The sequence below is a fragment of the Nocardia sp. SYP-A9097 genome (genome assembly GCF_009649815.1).
Taxonomy (GTDB): domain Bacteria; phylum Actinomycetota; class Actinomycetes; order Mycobacteriales; family Mycobacteriaceae; genus Nocardia.
The window spans coordinates 53957-72096 of record NZ_WJIC01000022.1 but is presented as its reverse complement, the minus strand read 5'-3'; the positions used below and the strand labels follow the sequence as shown (position 1 = coordinate 72096).

The 18140-nt window shown below is 66.1% G+C and carries 18 protein-coding genes and 2 pseudogenes; 10 read left to right on the top strand and 10 right to left on the bottom strand.

What is annotated here, in order from left to right:
* Nucleotides 1-144 precede the first annotated feature (144 nt).
* Nucleotides 145-831, top strand: coding sequence for a GntR family transcriptional regulator (locus GFY24_RS31125; RefSeq protein WP_153808677.1), 687 nt, complete (start codon nt 145-147; stop codon nt 829-831).
* Nucleotides 832-950: 119 nt separating this feature from the next.
* On the opposite strand, the gene GFY24_RS31120 is transcribed toward GFY24_RS31125, so the two are convergent.
* From GFY24_RS31120 to GFY24_RS31110, 3 genes and pseudogenes are all read right to left on the bottom strand, one after another.
* On the bottom strand, nt 951-1400 hold the full coding sequence (locus tag GFY24_RS31120; protein ID WP_153808676.1) for a helix-turn-helix domain-containing protein: 450 nt from the start codon (nt 1398-1400) through the stop codon (nt 951-953).
* 380 nt (nt 1401-1780) lie between these two features.
* Nucleotides 1781-1882, bottom strand: a pseudogene (locus GFY24_RS31115) (DJ-1/PfpI family protein); the annotation flags it as partial.
* A pseudogene (locus tag GFY24_RS31110) lies at nt 1879-2130 on the bottom strand (helix-turn-helix domain-containing protein); the annotation flags it as partial. The pseudogenes GFY24_RS31115 and GFY24_RS31110, both read right to left, overlap by 4 nt.
* Before the next feature lie 158 nt (nt 2131-2288).
* Here GFY24_RS31110 and GFY24_RS31105 point away from each other — a divergent pair.
* From GFY24_RS31105 to GFY24_RS31090, 4 genes are all read left to right on the top strand, one after another.
* Nucleotides 2289-2672 carry a thioesterase family protein gene (locus GFY24_RS31105; protein WP_309231555.1) on the top strand — a complete coding sequence of 128 codons (384 nt, stop codon included), beginning with the start codon at nt 2289-2291 and terminating at the stop codon, nt 2670-2672.
* On the top strand, nt 2672-3061 hold the full coding sequence (locus GFY24_RS31100; protein ID WP_153808675.1) for a thioesterase family protein: 390 nt from the start codon (nt 2672-2674) through the stop codon (nt 3059-3061). Before GFY24_RS31105 ends, GFY24_RS31100 begins: the two co-directional genes overlap by 1 nt.
* A 68-nt stretch (nt 3062-3129) precedes the next feature.
* Nucleotides 3130-3519 (top strand): 50S ribosomal protein L7/L12, encoded by a 390-nt coding sequence (gene rplL, locus GFY24_RS31095; protein ID WP_153808674.1) that lies wholly within the window; start codon nt 3130-3132, stop codon nt 3517-3519.
* A 55-nt stretch (nt 3520-3574) separates the two neighbouring features.
* Complete coding sequence (locus GFY24_RS31090) at nt 3575-4651, top strand: hypothetical protein (protein ID WP_153808673.1); 1077 nt, start codon at nt 3575-3577, stop codon at nt 4649-4651.
* A gap of 4 nt (nt 4652-4655) precedes the next feature.
* On the opposite strand, the gene GFY24_RS31085 is transcribed toward GFY24_RS31090, so the two are convergent.
* From GFY24_RS31085 to GFY24_RS31055, 7 genes are read right to left on the bottom strand one after another with little or no spacing between them, the layout of a single operon-like run.
* The gene (locus GFY24_RS31085; protein WP_153808672.1) at nt 4656-5690 is read right to left on the bottom strand and encodes an isopenicillin N synthase family oxygenase; all 1035 of its coding nucleotides are present in this window, start codon (nt 5688-5690) and stop codon (nt 4656-4658) included.
* Nucleotides 5687-6409, bottom strand: a complete 723-nt coding sequence (locus GFY24_RS31080) for a hypothetical protein (protein WP_153808671.1) — start codon at nt 6407-6409, stop codon at nt 5687-5689. The genes GFY24_RS31085 and GFY24_RS31080 overlap by 4 nt, the downstream gene beginning before the upstream one ends.
* Nucleotides 6406-7218, bottom strand: coding sequence for an N-acyl homoserine lactonase family protein (locus GFY24_RS31075; RefSeq protein WP_153808670.1), 813 nt, complete (start codon nt 7216-7218; stop codon nt 6406-6408). Before GFY24_RS31075 ends, GFY24_RS31080 begins: the two co-directional genes overlap by 4 nt.
* Nucleotides 7219-7221: 3 nt before the next feature.
* On the bottom strand, nt 7222-8802 hold the full coding sequence (locus GFY24_RS31070) for an ABC transporter substrate-binding protein (RefSeq protein WP_153808669.1): 1581 nt from the start codon (nt 8800-8802) through the stop codon (nt 7222-7224).
* Nucleotides 8803-8842: 40 nt separating this feature from the next.
* Nucleotides 8843-9841, bottom strand: coding sequence for an ABC transporter permease (locus tag GFY24_RS31065; RefSeq protein ID WP_309231554.1), 999 nt, complete (start codon nt 9839-9841; stop codon nt 8843-8845).
* 1 nt (nt 9842) lies between these two features.
* Complete coding sequence (locus tag GFY24_RS31060; protein ID WP_153808668.1) at nt 9843-10709, bottom strand: ABC transporter permease; 867 nt, start codon at nt 10707-10709, stop codon at nt 9843-9845.
* 1 nt (nt 10710) lies between these two features.
* The gene (locus tag GFY24_RS31055) at nt 10711-12681 is read right to left on the bottom strand and encodes an ABC transporter ATP-binding protein (protein WP_228566815.1); all 1971 of its coding nucleotides are present in this window, start codon (nt 12679-12681) and stop codon (nt 10711-10713) included.
* A gap of 366 nt (nt 12682-13047) precedes the next feature.
* On the opposite strand from GFY24_RS31055, the gene GFY24_RS31050 reads away from it, so the two are divergent.
* From GFY24_RS31050 to GFY24_RS31030, 5 genes are read left to right on the top strand one after another with little or no spacing between them, the layout of a single operon-like run.
* On the top strand, nt 13048-13983 hold the full coding sequence (locus GFY24_RS31050; RefSeq protein ID WP_153808666.1) for a fatty acid desaturase: 936 nt from the start codon (nt 13048-13050) through the stop codon (nt 13981-13983).
* Nucleotides 13984-14010: 27 nt separating this feature from the next.
* Entirely contained in the window at nt 14011-14268 is a 258-nt protein-coding gene (locus GFY24_RS31045) for an acyl carrier protein (protein ID WP_309231553.1), read from the top strand.
* A 3-nt stretch (nt 14269-14271) separates the two neighbouring features.
* Nucleotides 14272-15168, top strand: a complete 897-nt coding sequence (locus GFY24_RS31040; protein ID WP_153808665.1) for a cyclopropane-fatty-acyl-phospholipid synthase family protein — start codon at nt 14272-14274, stop codon at nt 15166-15168.
* The gene (locus GFY24_RS31035) at nt 15165-16409 is read left to right on the top strand and encodes a cytochrome P450 (RefSeq protein WP_309231552.1); all 1245 of its coding nucleotides are present in this window, start codon (nt 15165-15167) and stop codon (nt 16407-16409) included. The genes GFY24_RS31040 and GFY24_RS31035 overlap by 4 nt, the downstream gene beginning before the upstream one ends.
* On the top strand, nt 16406-18139 hold the full coding sequence (locus tag GFY24_RS31030; protein ID WP_228566814.1) for a fatty acyl-AMP ligase: 1734 nt from the start codon (nt 16406-16408) through the stop codon (nt 18137-18139). The genes GFY24_RS31035 and GFY24_RS31030 overlap by 4 nt, the downstream gene beginning before the upstream one ends.
* The last annotated feature ends 1 nt before the right edge of the window (nt 18140 follow it).

Below are 18140 nucleotides of genomic sequence, written 5' to 3'. Positions count from 1 at the left end.
GCACGGGCCGGCCCGGATCCTTTACGGTTCTGCCCGGCGGCCGGAGTTCCGGACAGCCGCCCGCCCTTGCGATTTGCGCGCCCGCCGAGGAGTTTTCGAATTGTATGTTTCGGTCTGCGGGTGATTGGTTCGTAGACTGTCCGAGTGCCTCGAAGATCGAGTACTTCACAAGTGGTTGTCGACGACACCTCCCAAACTCGCCGCATATACGACGATCTGCGTCGCAGCATCATTACCGGCGTCTACCGCGAGGGGGAGAAGCTGCCCGAAGCCCGGCTGGCGGAGATGCTCGGAGTGTCCCGGCTGCCTGTGCGGGAAGCACTGACGCGCTTGGAATTCGACTGGATTGTCAGCGCCAGCCCGCGCCGCAGCGCGATCGTGCGATGCTGGGATCGGACCGCCGTCGAGGACCTCTTCGATGTGCGTATCGGCCTGGAGCCGGTCGCGGCGCGCTTGGCCGCCGCCCGCATTCGCCAGGGCGCGGATTGCGCGCCATTACTTGCCGCCCTGCAGGATTCGCATAGCGCCACCGCCTCCAGCGACCCGCTCCGCAGAGCCGAAGCCAGTGCCAATCTGCACGGCGCGATCGTCGATCTGGCGGGTAATGCTCTGCTCGCTCAGTTGATGCGCGCCATTCTCGCCCGCATGGCCTGGCTCTTCTACCTGATCCCCCCGCGTGATTCGGCGCAGCGGACCCGGCTGGACGACCACATGGACCTGATCGCGGCGATAACCTCCGGCGACGAGCGCCTGGCCGAATACGCCATGCTCAGCCACACCGAGGCGGGCCGCATTCCCACCCTCGCGATCCTCGGCGAACTACGGCACTGAACCTGCTCGAGTCTGCGATCTCGGCGGTATTTCACGGTTTTCGCCGCCCCGGCCGCACACTCGTGAGCTGTCGCGGCGCGGCCGTTCCGTGTGTGACGGAACGGCCGGGCAGCGCAGGATCATGCGCCTACAGCAACGCGTCCTGCGAGGATGGCGGCCGCGGTGTCGGCGGGCCACTCCAGACCGGCATCGAGTTTGGTGAGGACGTCCGCGGCGGGGGCCTCGACCAGGATGCGTTCGATCTGACTGATCATGCCTGCCGCGGGGCCGCCCTTCTTGGCGACATCGCCCTGGGTCCAACCCATTTCGCGGCGACGGGCCTTCACCCGGTCGGCCAGCGCCGCGATATCGAGGCCGCCCGCGGCCGGGGTCGCCCCCGCCTGGTCAGCCGGCTTCGCCGCGGATTCCGCCTTGACGCCGGTGGCCGACTCGGTTTCGGTGCTCTTCGGCGCGGTGCTGCCCGAGGTAGCTTCGGCCTCGGCCGCCTGCTGCTTCTTCGAGACTCCGCCGCCTGCCAGGAACGCCTGAGTGTTCAGTCGTGAACGCTTTCGCCTACCTATTTTTGCCATATGGCCCTCCCTGATCTGTCGATGCTCACGGTCGTCGGAGCATGGGGAAGACTGCCACGACTACACGTAACCCCCGGGCATGAGCGGAAGCTCGGCGTGCCGCGAACCGGTGGCTAACTGTGTTCGGAGCCGACGGGGGTCCGGATGGGCCGGGTATCGGTGCAGGTCGGCCCCGGTGCGTGCGCGACGCCGAACGGCGGAATCGAGCTGTGAACCTTCGTATCAGGGAACGGGCAGCGCTCAGCGCCGCGCGGATGCGCGCTCCCGCACCCGATTCAAGGTGAGATGCCAGAAGGTGCTCGCCAGATCCAGTGGAATGCGGGGTTTGGCAGCGCGTTTGGTCATCTCCGAGCGGGTTCTGCGGAGCAGATCGGCCGGGGCCTTGTCCGGGTGCCGGGTAGCGTCCGCAGTACCTCGTACGGGCCGACGGCATCGAGCACGGTCATGCCCGGGTACAGGACTATGGCGATCTGGAAGGTCATGCGGGACTCTCACTTTCGGTGCCGATTCGAACGCGGGTGAACCGGGCGCGATACTCGCCAGGCGGTATGCCCAAGTGGCGGTGGAAGATTCGGTAGAGGGTTTCGGGGCTGCCGAGTCCGACGGCTGCCGCGACACGATCCAGGGGCTGATCGGTGTTCTCCAGCCGCCGTGCCGCGCCTATGCGTACCTGTTCGACATAGCGGGCGGGGGTGGTCCCGGTCTCGGCGGCGAAAACGCGGGAGAAGTGCCGGGTGCTGGAATCCGTCGTAGACCACCATCAGCACCACCCCGCATGCGGTTCAGCCTGCGCCGCGCGCCGCGATGGCGTCAATGCCACGACTATTGCAAATCCGGCCATCGACTGCCGGTCACAGCGCCTGAGCGACGGCTTGGTATGAATGCCGGGTGGCCCGACACCAGTTCCTCTGCCCCCTGCGCTGGTCCGATATGGATGCGGACGGCCATGTGCACAATGCCGAACACCTCCGCTACCTGGAGGAAACCCGCATCGACGTCTTCCGGTCGTATGGTTTCGGCGGCTCGTGCGTGGTCGCGCAGATGGATATCGACTATCTGACGCCGCTGCGCTATCGCTCGCATCCGGTGCGGGTGGAGACCTGGGTGACCAAGATCGGTGGCTCGTCCTTCACCCTGACGCAGGAGATCCGCGATGACGACGTCGTCTACTCGACCGCGACCTGCACCATGGTCGCCTTCGATCGCGAGGCGCAACGCTCGCGCACACTCGACGATTCCGAACGCCGCATGCTCGAGGAGTTGAGCGCCTGATGCACACCTACGCCATCCAATTGCGCCGCACCGATATGGACGCGTTGCAGCATGTGAACAATGTGATCTTCGCGCAGTATCTGGACGAGGCCCGCACCGATCTGCTGGCCGGGCACGAATCACCCGATGCGCCATGGCAGGTCGTGGTCGCGGGGCAGCGGCTCACCTATCGCACACCGCTGGTGTTCCGTCCCGAACCGGTTACGGTCACCACCACCCTCGAACGCGTCGGCACCACGTCCTTCACCCTGCGACACGAGGTGCGGGACGCCGAATCCCTTTATCTCACAGCGACTTCCACGCTGGTGGCCATCAGGGACAGTAAGCCCCGCCCGCTCACGCCCGCCGAACGTGACTACCTCACCACCCTGGCCGCTCCGCAAAACTGATCGCCGGCAGGCGGTGACCGCGCATATGATGAATGTACCGCCTGGTCAGCGCTTTAAGGGGGTCCATCATGGCCAAGATGACCAATGACGAACTGCTCGATGTCTTCAAAGGTATGACGCTGCTCGAACTCTCCACCTTCGTCAAAGCCTTCGAAGGCGAATTCGGGGTCACCGCCGCCGCCCCGGCGTACGCTCCGCCGACGTCCAACGGCGCACTCGCCGAGGCCGAATCAGCCGATGAGCAAACCGAATTCGATCTCATTCTGGAATCCTTCGGCGAGAAGAAGATCCAGGTGATCAAGGCGGTCCGGGAGCTCATTCCGGGCCTGGGCCTGAAGGAGGCCAAGGATCTGGTCGAAGCCGCGCCCAAGCTGGTCCTGGAAGCGGTCTCCAAGGATGCCGCCGAATCCGCTCGCATCAAACTCGAAGCCGCGGGAGCTCGCGCCGCCCTGCGCTGATAGCCCCGAGGATCGGATGCGCCCGGTTCGGACCGCCGATCTGAGACAGTGGGGTATGAGGTGGTCGGTCGTCGTCGTTGCCGTGCTCGCACTGGTCGCGGGATGCGGCAGGGCCGCAACGGTTTCGGAGTGGCGCGAGCTGCCGTTACCGGCGCAGGGTGCGCGGGTGGTCGAGTTGGTGCCGGTCCGCGATGGCGTGCTGGCACTGGGGTCGGTGCCCTCCGGGATTGATCGGGCCCCGGCGGCGTGGACGTCGGCCGATGGAAGTCATTGGCATGCACTCACGGTGGAGCCGCATAGTCCCTATGGATTTCTCGCGGAACTGATTTCGGCCGGGGTCGGGGACAGGACCGTGGTGCTCGGCCGGGCTTTCGGTGGGGCGCACGGGAATCCGCGTATGACGGTCTGGAGTGGGGACAGCGCGAAGCTTGTCGAGTATCCGCAGATCTTCGAACTGTTCGGCGGCCCGCATGCGATCGCGGTGACCGCGGCGGCATCGCTGGGGGCGACCGATCTGCTGATCGGCGGTTGGGACGGGGTGGCTGGTCGCTACGGTGCCGCCATCTGGATTTCGGTCGATGGCGCGAATTGGCCACGCAGGGTGGATGATCCGGCGCTGTCCTCCGGGCCCGGTGAACTGACGGGCGCGTCCGCGATAACCACCGGCCCACCCGGATTCGTCGTGGTCGGCGAGACACAACGCGACGGCACCCAACTTCCGCTGAAGTGGATCTCCCCCGACGGAGTCACCTGGCAGCGCACCCCTTTACCCGGCACCGCCGCCCTCGCCACCCAGGTCGGCTGTAATCCCACCCGCTGCACCATCTTCGGGCAATCCACCGCCGCGTCGCCGACGGTGCTCTGCTGGCCGACCGATACCGCCGCTGCCCTGCCCGGCCCCGCGGCGACGACCATCGACACCGTGAAAGTTGTAGTTGAGGACACCCGGACGCTCGCGGTAGTGCGACTCGACGGCGCTGTCCACCTCCTGTCGGTCAGCCCGAATTGCACCGATTGGCAGGACCTCGCCCTGCCGGTTCCCGCCGCGCGAGCGCAATTCGCCGAACTCCCGACCGGCCTGCTCCTGAGCACCATCGAGGACAATGGCAGTCGGCTCTGGCTCCGCGCCTGAGCGGCTAGGCCCGCTGACGCGCCTCCTGGCCGAAGGAACCCAGTGGGAGTGAGCCGTCGGGCAGGACGAGTTCGCCGGATTCCAGCCGGGTGCGCAGATAGCGGAATATCTGTGCGGTTTGGGCGAAGAGGTGTTCGCCGGCACGCAATGGCGCGCGTTGTGGGTGATCGGCGGAGCTGAATTGCGGGAGCGGCTGGACCACGGTGTCGTAGTCGACATTGAAGAAGAGGGGGAACGAGTATCGCTCCTCCTTCACTTTGCGGACCCGGTGCGTGGTGGCGACGAATTCACCATTGGTCCAGAGTTCGAGCATGTCACCGATATTGATGACGAAGGTGTCCGGAATCGGTGGGACATCGATCCATTCGCCCGCGCCGTTCATCACCTCCAGTCCGGGTGCGGTCGGTTTGAGCAGCGTGAAGCATTCGAAATCACTGTGCGCGCCGATGCCGATCGAATCCTCCGCGGAATCGTCATAGGGGTAGTGGATCAGGCGCAGTTGACTCGGCGTCTTGGTGGCATACCGCAGGAAGATGTCCGGGTCCTCGCCGAGCGTGACCGCGAAGGCCCACAGCAGCTGCCTGCCCATATCGAGAACGGCCTGATAGTAGGCGGTCACCGTGTCGGCGAAACCCGGTAGCGCGGGCCATACATTGGGTCCGAGCATGGGATTGCCGGCCAGGTGGTCCGGATCGTCGGCGGGTAGGTCGAGCGCGGTGTCGAAGGCTTCCTTCAAGTCCGGTTTCTGACCGTCGAAGCCCTCTTCGCCGGTGGGGACGTATCCCCGATGGCACTCCGACAGTCCGATATAGGAGCGCATCTTCTCCTCGATCGGCAGTGCGAAGAAACGCTCGGTGGCGGCGAGGAGGCCGTCGAACAGTGCGGGGTCCACCCCGGATCCGCTGACATAGAAGAACCCGACTTCGCGTGCGGCCCGGCCGATTTCATCCGCCACGGCCAGCCGATCCGCCGGATCATCGGAGCGCAGTCCGCCGACGTCGATGACCGGAACCGAGGTGAACGAGGTTACCTTGCTCATAGCGTCACATTTCCTTCCGTATAGCCGACCAGCCACTCCCGGATGAGCGGGGTGCCGTGTGCGTCGATGTCGTTGGTGTGCAGGTGGATTCGGGTATCGCCGACCCAGCGCGGGACGAGCCCTTGTTGCTCGCGGTAGGGGAGTGCGGAGTCGGTGATGATCCAGTCGCCGCCGCGGACCGATCCGAGTGAGAGCTCCACGGCCCCTTCGGTATCGCGCCGAGCCCAGCCGAACAGATCGTCGACCCGGACCAGCAGCGCCTGAGCGCCGGCGGGATCCTTCAATTCCATTGCCCAGCAGGACTGTCCCGGCGTCTCCCGCGCCCAATGCTCGAAATAGTCGGCGTGCACACCGATTTCGACCAGGAGGTCCCCGGTGTAACTCATCCGTCCCTCGTCCGGATGCGGGCCGGGCGGCTGCAATTCGATACCGCGCCGCCAATGGAACACATCGGAGTACTGGGTGAGCTGACCCGCGAACCCGTCCTGCATACGCATCCAGGCGCGCTGCTGATCGGTGAGATCCGCGGCGCAGCGCACCCCGCTGAAATCGGGCCGGGGCATGGGACGGCGCAGGTCGACGAAGCGGGTAATCCCTTGCAGCCAGCGCACATCGGTGGTGATGTCCTGTGAACCGTCGACGTCCACCAGTAGCGTGCGTTCCCACAGCCCCGCGCACTCGGCCATCCGGACCGGCGTCCGCGCCTCGCGTGCGGTCATTGCGGGAACCGTTCGTGGAAGTGCTTGGTCCAGTGCGGCCAGGCATGCGGATCATGGCCGGGGATCAGCGGATACCCCCGGTCGTAGGCGAGCTTCTTGAGCCGCCGGATCGGCTCGACGGTCTCCTCCGGAGTGACCCCGACGAATCCGCCGATGGCCTTCTCGTGTTCGATATTCTCGTCGAGATCGGCTGCGTCGAAAGCGAATACGAATCCGCCACCGCCGACCGTGCGATCCAGTTCCACCATGAAACTCTGATGCCCGGGGGTGTGCCCGTAGGTCGGCACCGCGGTGATTCCGGGTGCGATCTCGGCCTCCCCGTCGGCGAGCTGCCAGTCGATGCGGGGATCGTCGTAGTCGACGCGCGCCATCGCATGATGTTCGGGCTCGGGATGATTCGAGAGCCCGTACTCCAATTCGATGCGCTGTGCGTGCACCGGCACCTTGCCCGCGAACAGCTTCAGCCCGCCCGCGTGATCGTGATGCAGATGGCTGACCGCGACCGCGTGGATATCGTCGATATCAATGCCGATGTCGTGCAACGATTCCTCGATCGGCTCACCGGGACCCGGCAGCACCGGAATGTACTCCACGCTCGGGTAGAACCGCCGATACAGTGCCGGATCGCGAATCAGCGCGGTATTGAATCCGGTATCGAGCAGCACCCACCCGCCATCGGTCTGCAACAGCACGCCGGGTGTCGGCTCCCGCAGTCGCTCATGCGCCGGAGCACCGTGTACCGAAATGGATTTGGGCAGATCCTCCCACCCGAGGGTGAGCAGGACGATGCGGCGTACCAGTCCCGTCATGGCTCACCCCACCGACAATCCGGCCAGTCGCAGCGAATTCGGTTCGGTGATCACATGCGATTCCGCCACGCCTTTGAGCCACGGCTGCGCGACCATGAAGTCATTGACATCGGCGATATTGAGCCAGCATCCGGTGGCCTGCGCCTGCGCGGCGGCACGCGAGAATACCTCTGCCGCGCCGGATTCCCGACCGGTGGCCAGCGAGGAGGTGACATCGGCGGACGAGCAGTTGAGGTAGTTCAACCCGCCGTCCGGATCGAAATTGATATGCCCCCAGGTGTACGGGGACGGTGCGTCCGGCCAACCGCCGAGCAGCAGCATCTCGGGTGCGTCGCCCGGGGCCGAGCCCACCCAGCCGTAGATCTGCGAGGTCGGGTACCCCTGCACCTTCGCGGTGAGGCCGAGCGCGGCGAGCTGGGTTTGGATCAGATCCCCGACCAGCTGGTTGTCCGGGTTGCTGGAGTCGTAGCCGACGGTCACGGTCTTCTGATCGGCGGGCAGCCCGGCAACGATCTTCGACAACGCCGAAGTGTCATGGACGACAGTCTGTTTCGCGAGTTCGGGCGCGATCATATTCGGCGGGTACACCTGAGTGCCGACTTCGCCGCGGCCGGAGTACGCCTGTTTGACGATCTGGGGCAGATCCAGCGCCTGGTTGAGCGCGGTGCGCGCGCCCTGATTGGTGAACATGCCCTTGTGCGGGTTCACGTAGAAGTAGTCCGACATCATGGTCGCCAGTGAGAAATTCGCGAACTTGGCATTGCCCATGTACGACGACACCGCCGTACTCGGCAGATCGTGCAGCACCGCCGCCAGCTGCCCATTGTTGAATTGCAGCTGCTGTGCGGAGCTGTCGGTGACGACCGGCAGATCCACCGTGGTGAAATACGGCTTGCTACCCCAGTAGTCGCCGAAAGACGCCATACCGTAGTGGGATCCGACCTGCGCGTCGGTGAGCGTGTACGGCCCGGTGCCCAGATCGTGGGTGGTCAGATAGGTCTGGGTATTGTCGGTCCCGGCATTGGCGGCCAGCCCGGTGGGGCTCAGCATGCGCGGGCCGTAGGGTGAGGCGAGGTAGTCCAGGAAGACGGCGTTCGGTGCCTTCAAGGTGATCGTGGCGGCGTAATCACCCTGTGTGGTAACCGATTCGATATCGGAGACCATGTACGCCGGTCCCTGATTCACCGCCAGCCGCCGATCGAACGACGTCTTGATCGCCGCCGAGGTGAACGGCGTCCCATCGTGGAATTTCACGCCCTGGCGCAGCGTGAAGGTGAAGACCTTATTGTCCGGCGAGGCAGTCCACGCGGTGGCCAGCAGGGGCTGCATGACGGCCTTGTCGGTCCCGGGTGCGTATTGCAGCAGACCCTCGTACAGGTTGGTGGTCAGCAGCAGTCCCTGGCCGGCGTAGTAGACGTCCGGGTCCGGCGGCTGCCCCGGATCCTGCAGGAAGGACAGGTGCAGCACCTTGTCGGTGGGCGCGGCATTGGGGGTCTGGTTCGCCGAGCCGCAGGCGGTGAGGGTCAGGAGTGTCGCGGAGGCCACCGCGGTGGCCGCGAAAAGCCTTCGGGCAGAAGAGATCATGGAGTGGTGTTCCTTCGGTCGTGCGGGTGGGCGGCGGGAGTCAGGCGGCCACGATGCGGGGATCGGCCGCGCCCTGGAGTAGATCGACGACGGTATTGACGACGACGTAGACGGCGCCGAGTAGCAGGGTCACCCCCGCGATGGCGGGGAAGTCGGCCACCGGAATGCTCTGGGCGATGTACTGGCCGATGCCCGGCCAGCCGAAGACCTGCTCGACCACCAGCACGCCCGAGAACATCAGTCCCACTTGCAATCCGGTCATGGACAGGGCCGCGCCGACGCAGTTCCGTAGTACATGGCGCAGCAGAATCCGGGTCGGGCCCAGACCCTTGGCCTTCGCCGTGCGGGCGTAATCGCTGTTCACGTCGGTCAGCAGACTGGACCAGAGGGTGCGGCCGATGGCGACGGCCGGGCCGAGCGCGATGACCGTCGCGGGCAGTATCAAATGCGCGAAAGCGTCTGTGACGACATCGAATCGCCCGGCGAGCAGTCCGTCGACCGTGAGTAGTCCGGTCGGCTCGGTGGGTGCTCCGGCGACCGCGGATCGGCCGTTCGCGGGCACCCAGCCCAGCTGCTGATAGAACACGATCAACCCGACAATGCCCAGCAGGAACATGGGAGTCGACGCCCCGGCGAACAAGACCGCTCGCAGCACGCCCGCACCGGGCCAGCGCAGGGTGCTGGCGAAGGCCAGCAGCGCGGCGAGCACGAGCGCGATGAGCATGGCGTACAACGCCAATTCCAGTGTCGCGGGCACGAAATGGGCCAGGTCGGTGCTGACCGGGCGGCGGGTGCGATACGAGGTACCGAAGTCGCCGTGCGCGGCGGCGGTCAGATAGTGCCAGAACTGTACGGGCACCGGACGATCCAGTCCGAGTTCATGCCGCCGCGCCTCGATGGCCGCGCGCGAGGCCGAACCACCCAACTGCGCGTGCACCGGATCCAACGGTGAAATCCGCTGCAGCACAAAGACGACGGCCGTGAGGGCGATGAGAATCCCGACCATGGCGGCGAGCCGGGAGAGTATGAAACTACGCACGCTAACCGTCCTTCTTCATGAGGTTGCGCAGACAATCGCCCGCGATGGTGCCGATCAGCGCCAGCACGGCCACCCCCAGACCCGGCATGACCGGAATCCACCACTGCTGCAGGAAGTAGGTGAGGTTGCGGGCCGCGTCCGCGCCGAGTTCCGGTGCGGGAGCGGCCTGTCCGAGACCGAGAAAGGACAGCGACGACAGTGTGAGGATCAGCGTGCCCAGATCCAGGCTGGCGGCCACCAGCGCACCGGGTGCGGCTCCGGGCAGCAGATGCCGCAATGCGAGCCGAATCGGCCGCACCCCACTGAGTTTGGCCGCCTCCACATGTGGGCGCGCCGCCAGTGCGGCGATCTGGCCGCGCACCAGCCGGGCGTAGAACGGCCACCACACGATCGAGACCGCGATGAGCGTATGGGTGAATCCGGGGCCGAGCGCGGCGACCACGGCAATGGCCAATACCGGTGCGGGCAGCGCCAGGAACGCATCGGTGATCCGCATGAACAACCTGTCGATCCAGCCACCGGCGGCGCCCGCGACCAAACCGATCAGACCACCGAAGGCGAGCCCGCTCGCCACTACCGCGAGTGCGGCGAACCAGCTGGCGCGCATACCGTAGAGCACCCGGCTGAGCAGATCGCGGCCGATATTGTCGGTGCCGAGCAGGAACCCGCCGTGGCCGGGCCCCTGTAGCGGCAGGCCCACCGGTAGCAGTGGATCGTAGGGTGCGAGTATCGGCACCGCGATGGCGACGAGCGTCACCACCCCGATCAGCGAGACACCCAAGCCATTCCAACCGCCGGGAAATGCCCGGGGCGCCAGCGCGATTCGCGCACCGCGCAATCGTGTGAGCGCGGGCAGGGCCACACTCATGTCAGCTCACCTTCTGTTCGATACACGCCACCTGATGCGTCCCGCCGGGCGTGCCCTCCAGCCGGACATCGAGGCGCTCATCGGCGCAGGCGTCGACCGCGATGGGGCAGCGCGGGTGGAAAGCGCAACCGGACGGGGGAGCGAGCGGGCTCGCGGGCTCACCCTCGGGCGCGACCGGTTCATGCGCGGGATCGGGGATGGAGGCGATGAGCGCGCGGGTGTACGGATGAACGGGATTGCCGAGAACCTGTTCGGCCGTGCCGATTTCGACAATGCGGCCGAGATACATGACGGCGATGCGGTCGGCCACCACCCGCGCGACGGCGAGATCGTGCGTCACGAAGACGACCGACATATGCAGGCTCCGGCGCAGATCGCCGATCAGATTGATCACCGAGGCGGCGAGCGAGACATCCAGGGCGCTGGTCGGTTCATCACACAGCAGGATCGAGGGCGGCACCACGGTGGCACGCGCCAGCGAAACCCGTTGTCGCTGACCGCCGGAGAGCTGATTCGCGCGCGCCTTCGCGATCTCGGGTATCAGGCCGACCCGGCGCAGTGACTCCTCGACGGCGCTCTTGCGCTCGGCGCGCGACATACCCGAGCGGAGCAATCGCTCGGAGATCAACTCGCCCACCGACAGCCACGGTGTCAGGGACGCACCCGCATCCTGGAACACCATCTGCGGACGCTCGCGGGCATCCTCGCCGCGGATTTCCACGGTGCCGCCGGACGCCTGTTCCAGGCCCGAGATCACCCGCAGCAGTGTGGATTTCCCGCAGCCGCTCTCACCGACCAGTGCCACCGACTCACCGCGCTCGACGGTGAGCGATACCCGCCGCAGCGCGTGCAGCGTCGCGCGGTTGCGCAGCCCGCCGACGGTGAAGGTCTTGGTCACATCACGCAGGGTGACAGCGGCCGGCTCCGGCTCGATATCGGCTGTATCGGGGGTATGCGATGGGCTTCGGGTCGCGCTCTCGAGGACTGCGGTGGGAGCGGCGTCGAGGGTGGTGATCGGCAGGATGCACGCCGAGACATGCTCGGGGGCAATCACAGTCGGTTCGGGAGGAGTGGCGGAGCAGCCCGCGGTGGCGTGCTCGCAGCGCGGCGTGAAAGCGCAGCCCGACAGCGGATTCGCCGGGCTCGGCACCTCACCCGGTAGCGCGGCGAGCCGCTGATCGACGGGCGTCTGCAAGGTCAGCCGCGACCGCAGCAGTCCGCGTGTATACGGATGCGCGGGTGTGCCGAGAACCTCTGCGGTGGGACCGATTTCGGCGATCCGACCGGCGTACAGCACGGCCAGGCGGTCCGAAATCTGCGCCGCCACACCGAGATCGTGGGTGATCATCAGAATCCCGCAGCCGATCTCATCGCGAATGCTCTTCAGCAGCGCGAGAACCTGCGCCTGCACCGTGACATCCAGGGCCGTGGTCGGCTCGTCGGCGATAATCAATTCCGGGCTGCCCGCGATCGCCATGGCGATCATGACCCGCTGGCGCAGCCCACCGGAGAGTTCGTGCGGATAACTGCGCATCCGCCGCGCGGGTTCCGGAATTCCCACCGCGGTCAGCAGCCGCAGCGCCTCCTCGGCGGTACCGGCCGCCTCGATCACCTGCGCGCCGATCCGCATGGTCGGATTCAGCGAGGTCATCGGATCCTGAAAGACCGCACCGAGATCCAGCCGTCGCACCCGGCTCAGCGTCCGGCTGTCATCGGTGATCATGTTCGCCCCGGCGACGGTGATCGAACCCCGTATTTGGGTGCCGGCGGGCAGCAGACCCAGTAGCGAGAAGCCGAGAACGCTTTTGCCGGAACCGGATTCGCCGACCAGTCCGAGAATCTCGCCGCGCCGCACCCCGAGCGAGACTCCGCGCAGCGCATACACCTCGCGGCCGCTGCGGCGAAACGTGACGCGCAGATCCTCGACGGTGGCGACCTCGGCCACCGCGGTGTCCAGTATTGCCGTGCCCATGAACGCTCCTGCCATCAACCTGTCAATCGATAGTTTTTATGTGCCGCCGCCTTTTTCGATGACGTGCACGTATCGCTTGTGCTGCCCCTGGTAACTTCTGGATTGCCGGATGTTTCTGTCGAGTGACAGGAATCTGCGAAACCCGCCGGGGCCCTTGCCTTCGGCGCGTTCAACTGCGCGAACGCCGGCGCGCGGACCCGGGCGGCGGTGAACTCGAGCGCGCGGAGAACGGTCGCGCGATCAACGATTCCGATGCCTCGATCGGACCGGCGCGCGGAGCCGGAGCGGCGCCGCGATGCGTTGTTACCGTCGGATCGTCTACCGGATGGACAACTGTCCGGTACTCCCGAGGTTTGGACAGATGCGATGACCGAGGACACTGCGCAGCCCACGCCGCGCCGGAAGACGATCAGTAGTCCCTATATTCACCGTTTACAGCGCCGCCACTTTCTGCTGTTCGATGTGCTGCCCATTATCGGCACCGCCGCGGCCTTCGCCTTCCTGCTGGTGCGGCCGTTCGGTGTGCTGGAACTGGCGCTGCTGTTCCTGATGTGGCTCGTCACCGGGCTCGGCGTGACCGTCGGATATCACCGCCTGTTCACGCATCGCACCTTCAAGGCGGCCCCGTGGGTGGCGGAACTGCTGGCGGTACTGGGCTCGATGGCCGGGCAGGGCGGTGTGCTCTCGTGGGTCGCATTGCATCGGCGGCACCATGAATACAGTGACCGCGAGGGAGATCCGCACTCGCCGAATCTCTCCGGGGGCGGGCTCGCGGGTGCGATTCGCGGCCTGGCCCATGCGCACTTCCTGTGGATGCGCCGCCACGAATACCCGAATATCGTGCACTACGCGCCAGACCTGATCAAAGATCGCCGACTGGTGCGCGTCGCCCGGCTGTACTACTACTGGGTCGCGCTCGGACTGCTGGTGCCCGCGGTCTTGGGTGGCGTGCTCTCGATGAGCTGGACCGGTGCGGTGAGCGGTCTGCTGTGGGGCGGCTTCGTCCGCATATTCGTGCTCGAACACATTGTGTGGGCGATCAATTCGTTCCTGCACATGTTCGGCACCCGGCCCTACGAATCCCGCGAGAACAGCCATAACGGCGGCATTTTCGCGCTGGTGACGCTCGGCGAATCCTGGCACAACAATCACCATGCCTTCCCGGAATCGCCGTCGTTCGGACTGGATTGGTATCGGCTCGATCCCGGTTACTGGCTGATTCGACTGTTCGCCGCCTGCGGGCTGGCCTCGGAATTGAAAGTGCCGTCGCAGGCGCGCATGTCCGCCAAACGTATTGCCTGACAACCGATCACCCCAGAGAGGTATATCGTGGATACCGATAGAGAAGCCATTGTCATCTGGTGCCGGGAGTATCTGGCGAACCTGCTGGAGGTTCCTGCCGCGACCATCGATCCGGCCGCGGACTTCGACCGGCTCGGCATCGATTCCGCGCTCTCGGTGGCCCTGTTGATCGAGGTCGAGGACCGCTACGGCGTCGACCTGCCGCCCGAGGACCTGTACGAGAATCCTACCCTCGATGCGGTCGCGGCGCTGGTGCATGAGCAGACCGCACCGAACGTGGCCTGAACCATGGCCACGATCGATGCCGAGCGGACCGCTGCCGCGGCTGCCGCGATCCGCCACCACTACGATATCGGCAACGAATTCTATCGACTCTGGCTGGACCCGACCCTCAGCTACTCCTGCGCGCTGCGCGAAAAACCGGATGACACACTGGAACTCGCGCAGGCGCACAAGCTGCGCCACCACCTGGACGCGGTCGACGCCGACCGGGCCGGGTCGGTACTCGATATCGGATGCGGCTGGGGCGCGATACTGAACGGGCTCGCCGAACGCGGCGTGGGCCGCTCGGTCGGGCTCACCTTGAGTGCCGAGCAAGCGGAATACGTTGACGCGCAGCGTTATCCGGGTGTCGAGGTGCGTATCCAGGACTGGCTGGACTATCACCCGCAGGAGCGGTTCGACGGCATCATCTCCATCGGCGCGTTCGAGCACTTCGCCCGGCCCGACGATTCGCCCGAGCAGAAGATCCGCGTCTACCGCGAATTCTTCACCCGCTGCCGGGAGTGGTCGAACCCGGACGGCACGCTCTCCCTGCAAACCATCGCCTACGCGAATATGGATGCCGCCCAGGCGAATTCGTTCATGACGCAGCAGATCTTCCCCGACGCGGAACTGCCCACACTCGCCGAGATCGCCGCGGCGGCGCAGGGCCTGTTCGATATCTGCGAGGTCACCAACGGCCGCCTGGACTACGCGTGGACCTGCGCGGAGTGGGCACGCCGGCTGCGGGCCGAACGCGCGGCGGCCACCGAACTGGTCGGTGCGGAGGCGGTGGCCCGGTACGAGCGGTATCTCAAGCTGTCGGCCATGGGATTCCGGATGGGCAAGCTCACGCTGTATCGATTGGTGCTGCGGCCGTACCGCACCTCGTTGTTCGGTGCGCGGGGAGATCGGGTGTCGTGACCGTGCAGGCATCCGGACCGGCGCGCCCGCGTGTCCGATTCAATCCGTTCAGCGCCGAATTCCGGTGCGACCCTTACCCGATGTACCGGGAGCTGCGTCTGAGCGCCCCGGTACACAAGACCCTCGGAATGTGGGTGCTGACCCGGCACGCCGATGTGAAGGCCGTGCTACTGGACCGGAGCTTCAGCGCCGGGCTGATTCCGCAATTGGTGAGCGCGCGGGCCGAGCGGCTGGGGCAGAGCGATGTGGGGCGCATCGAACGACTGGGTCGAAAGTCGCTGGTATTCACCGATAATCCGGATCACGCGCGGCTGCGTGGACTGGTGAACCGGGTGTTCACCGCGTCGGCGGTGGCCGAACTGCGCCCGGTGGCGACCGCCGTCGCGACCCGGCTGTTGGATAGCGCCCGCGCGGCGGGCAGTCTGGATATCATCGCTGATTTCGCTGGGCCGCTGCCGATTTCGGTGCTCTGCGAGTGGATGGCGCTGCCCGGCGAACTGCGCACCCGGGTCGGCCCGTGGACGCACGATATTCGCTTCCTGCTCGAGCCCGGACTCATGACCGCGGCCGACTTCGCGCGGGTGCGGGAGGTGGTCGAGGAGTTCGCGGCCGCGCTCGCCGAGGTGCTGGCCGCACGTCGGCGACGCCCGGGCGCGGACCTCATCAGCCGTCTGTGCGCGACCCGCACCGGCGGTGGTGACGCGCTGAGCGAGGAGGAATTGATCTTCGTCTGCATTATGTGTTTCGTCGCGGGCAATGAGACCACCAAATCCCTGATCGGCAATGGTGCGCTCGCGCTGCTCCGGCATCCGGATCAGGCGGCGCTGCTGCGGAACGACCCCGAGAACGCCAGAGCCGTTGTGGCGGAGACACTTCGCTATGACTGCCCGCTACAGCTGACCAAACGCTCGGCCACCCGGGATGTGGAGGTCGGCGGGCAGCTGATTCGCGCGGGCGATCAGGTGCTGGTGTGCCTGGGCGCGGCCAATCGCGATCCCGAGATATTCGCCGAACCCGACCGATTCGATCTGACCCGCGGTGCGAGCGGCCATCTGGCATTCGGTCACGGTATGCACGGCTGCCTTGGCGGACAGCTCGCCGAACTCGTCGCCGAAGTCGCCTTCGCGCACCTTCGGACGGTCGAAATGACGCCGCTGGCAGACGAATTCGACTGGCAGGATCACAGTTTCATCGTGCGCGGGTTGCGCAGCCTGCCGGTCCGGATTCGGGACGTGGCATGAGCGGTATTCGGTCCGGCAGTAAGGAATTCGAGATGCCCCCGCGTGAATTGCTTCCCGAGGTCCTGCGTCGCCGCGCCGTCGCCGAGGCGGACCGCACCGCATACATCTTTCTCGACGACAATGGCGAAGAGACCGCCGCCCTGAGCTACGGCGAACTGCATGCCCGGGCGCTGGCCGTCGCCGCGGAGCTCGAATCACGTTGTGCCCCGGGTGATCGTGCGCTGCTGGTGTTTCCGCAGTGCCCGGAGTTCATTATCGCCTACTTCGGTTGCCTGTACGCGGGCGTGGTGGCGGTCCCGCTGAATCCGCCGCGCCGCGCACGGGTTCAGGAGGCGACAATATCGATCGTGCGGGACTGCGCTCCCGCCGCCGTGCTGAGCCTGGAGATGTTCCTCGCGCCATTGCGCGCGGTCTTGGAATCGTATTGTGCCGCCCCGCACTGGCTCGCGGTGGACCGAATGTCCAGCGCCGCAGTTGAATTTGAGCCGACGGCCCGAATCGTGGACGATCCGGCCTTCCTGCAATACACCTCCGGTTCCACCGCCGCGCCCAAAGGCGTCGTGGTCACGCACGGCAATCTGATCGCCAATGAGGAGATGATCCGGCAGGGCTTCGGTCACGACCGCGACTCCACCGTGGTCGGCTGGGCTCCCTTCTTCCACGATCAGGGCCTGATCGGCAATGTGCTGCAACCCCTTTACACCGGCGCGACCAGTATTCTCATGTCGCCGACGGCCTTCATCCGGCGGCCACTGCTGTGGTTGTCGACCATCACCCGGTATCGCGCGCACACCAGCGGCGGCCCGAATTTCGCCTTCGACGCCTGCGTATCGCGGGCCGCCGCCGGACCATTGCCGGAACTGGACCTGAGCAGTTGGCGGGTGGCATTCAACGGCGCGGAGCCGATCCGGCCCGAAACGCTGCGCGCGTTCACGGAAACCTTTGCGCCACACGGCTTCGACGCCGGTGCGTGGTATCCGTGCTACGGCTTGGCCGAGGCGACTCTGCTGGTCACGGGCAGTCCGGTGGGCCGTGGCCCGCGCCTGCTCGAGGTGGACGCGGACGCGCTCGCGCAACGCCGGTATGCCGTCGGCGGCAGGACCAGAACACTGGTCGGGTCGGGACAAGTCCTTACCGGTGAGCAAGTACGCATCGTGGATCCCGAGACCTGCCGCACCTGCCCGCCGGATCGGGTAGGAGAGATCTGGGTATCGGGAAACCATGTCGCCCACGGGTATTGGCGGAACCCCACCGCCACCGCCGCGACCTTCCGGGCCGACGGCTTCCTGCGCACCGGTGACCTGGGCCTGCTGCTGGACGGCGAACTGTATGTGGTCGGCCGGGTGAAGGATCTCATTATCATTCGCGGCCGCAACTACTATCCGCAGGATATCGAGCACACCGCGCAGGCCGCGCATCCGGCGCTGCGGGCCGGCGCTGTCGCCGCATTCGCGATCACCGGCTCCGGTACCGAGAAACTCGTTGTGGTGCAGGAGATTCGGCGCGATATCGAGGCCGATCCCGCCGATATCACCGGTGCGATCAAAGCGGCGGTGACGGCCGAACACGAAGTGGCGGTCGCCGATATCGTGCTTGCCGAGCCGGGCCAGGTGCAGCGCACCAGTAGCGGCAAGATCATGCGATCCGCGGCCCGGGAACGCTACCTGGCCGGTGCGTTCGAGATGTGGACCCCGGCCGCCGACGATCTCACCCAAGCACAGAGGAGCTGAT

Bases quoted from the DNA above. Each gene is read 5' to 3' on its own strand.
- GFY24_RS31120 (WP_153808676.1), bottom strand. From the start codon at position 1,400: ATGGCAAAAATAGGTAGGCGAAAGCGTTCACGACTGAACACTCAGGCG.
- GFY24_RS31100 (WP_153808675.1), top strand. From the start codon at position 2,672: ATGCACACCTACGCCATCCAATTGCGCCGCACCGATATGGACGCGTTG.
- rplL (WP_153808674.1), top strand. From the start codon at position 3,130: ATGGCCAAGATGACCAATGACGAACTGCTCGATGTCTTCAAAGGTATG.
- GFY24_RS31090 (WP_153808673.1), top strand. From the start codon at position 3,575: ATGAGGTGGTCGGTCGTCGTCGTTGCCGTGCTCGCACTGGTCGCGGGA.
- GFY24_RS31085 (WP_153808672.1), bottom strand. From the start codon at position 5,690: ATGAGCAAGGTAACCTCGTTCACCTCGGTTCCGGTCATCGACGTCGGC.
- GFY24_RS31080 (WP_153808671.1), bottom strand. From the start codon at position 6,409: ATGACCGCACGCGAGGCGCGGACGCCGGTCCGGATGGCCGAGTGCGCG.
- GFY24_RS31075 (WP_153808670.1), bottom strand. From the start codon at position 7,218: ATGACGGGACTGGTACGCCGCATCGTCCTGCTCACCCTCGGGTGGGAG.
- GFY24_RS31070 (WP_153808669.1), bottom strand. From the start codon at position 8,802: ATGATCTCTTCTGCCCGAAGGCTTTTCGCGGCCACCGCGGTGGCCTCC.
- GFY24_RS31060 (WP_153808668.1), bottom strand. From the start codon at position 10,709: ATGAGTGTGGCCCTGCCCGCGCTCACACGATTGCGCGGTGCGCGAATC.
- GFY24_RS31055 (WP_228566815.1), bottom strand. From the start codon at position 12,681: ATGGGCACGGCAATACTGGACACCGCGGTGGCCGAGGTCGCCACCGTC.
- GFY24_RS31050 (WP_153808666.1), top strand. From the start codon at position 13,048: ATGACCGAGGACACTGCGCAGCCCACGCCGCGCCGGAAGACGATCAGT.
- GFY24_RS31040 (WP_153808665.1), top strand. From the start codon at position 14,272: ATGGCCACGATCGATGCCGAGCGGACCGCTGCCGCGGCTGCCGCGATC.
- GFY24_RS31030 (WP_228566814.1), top strand. From the start codon at position 16,406: ATGAGCGGTATTCGGTCCGGCAGTAAGGAATTCGAGATGCCCCCGCGT.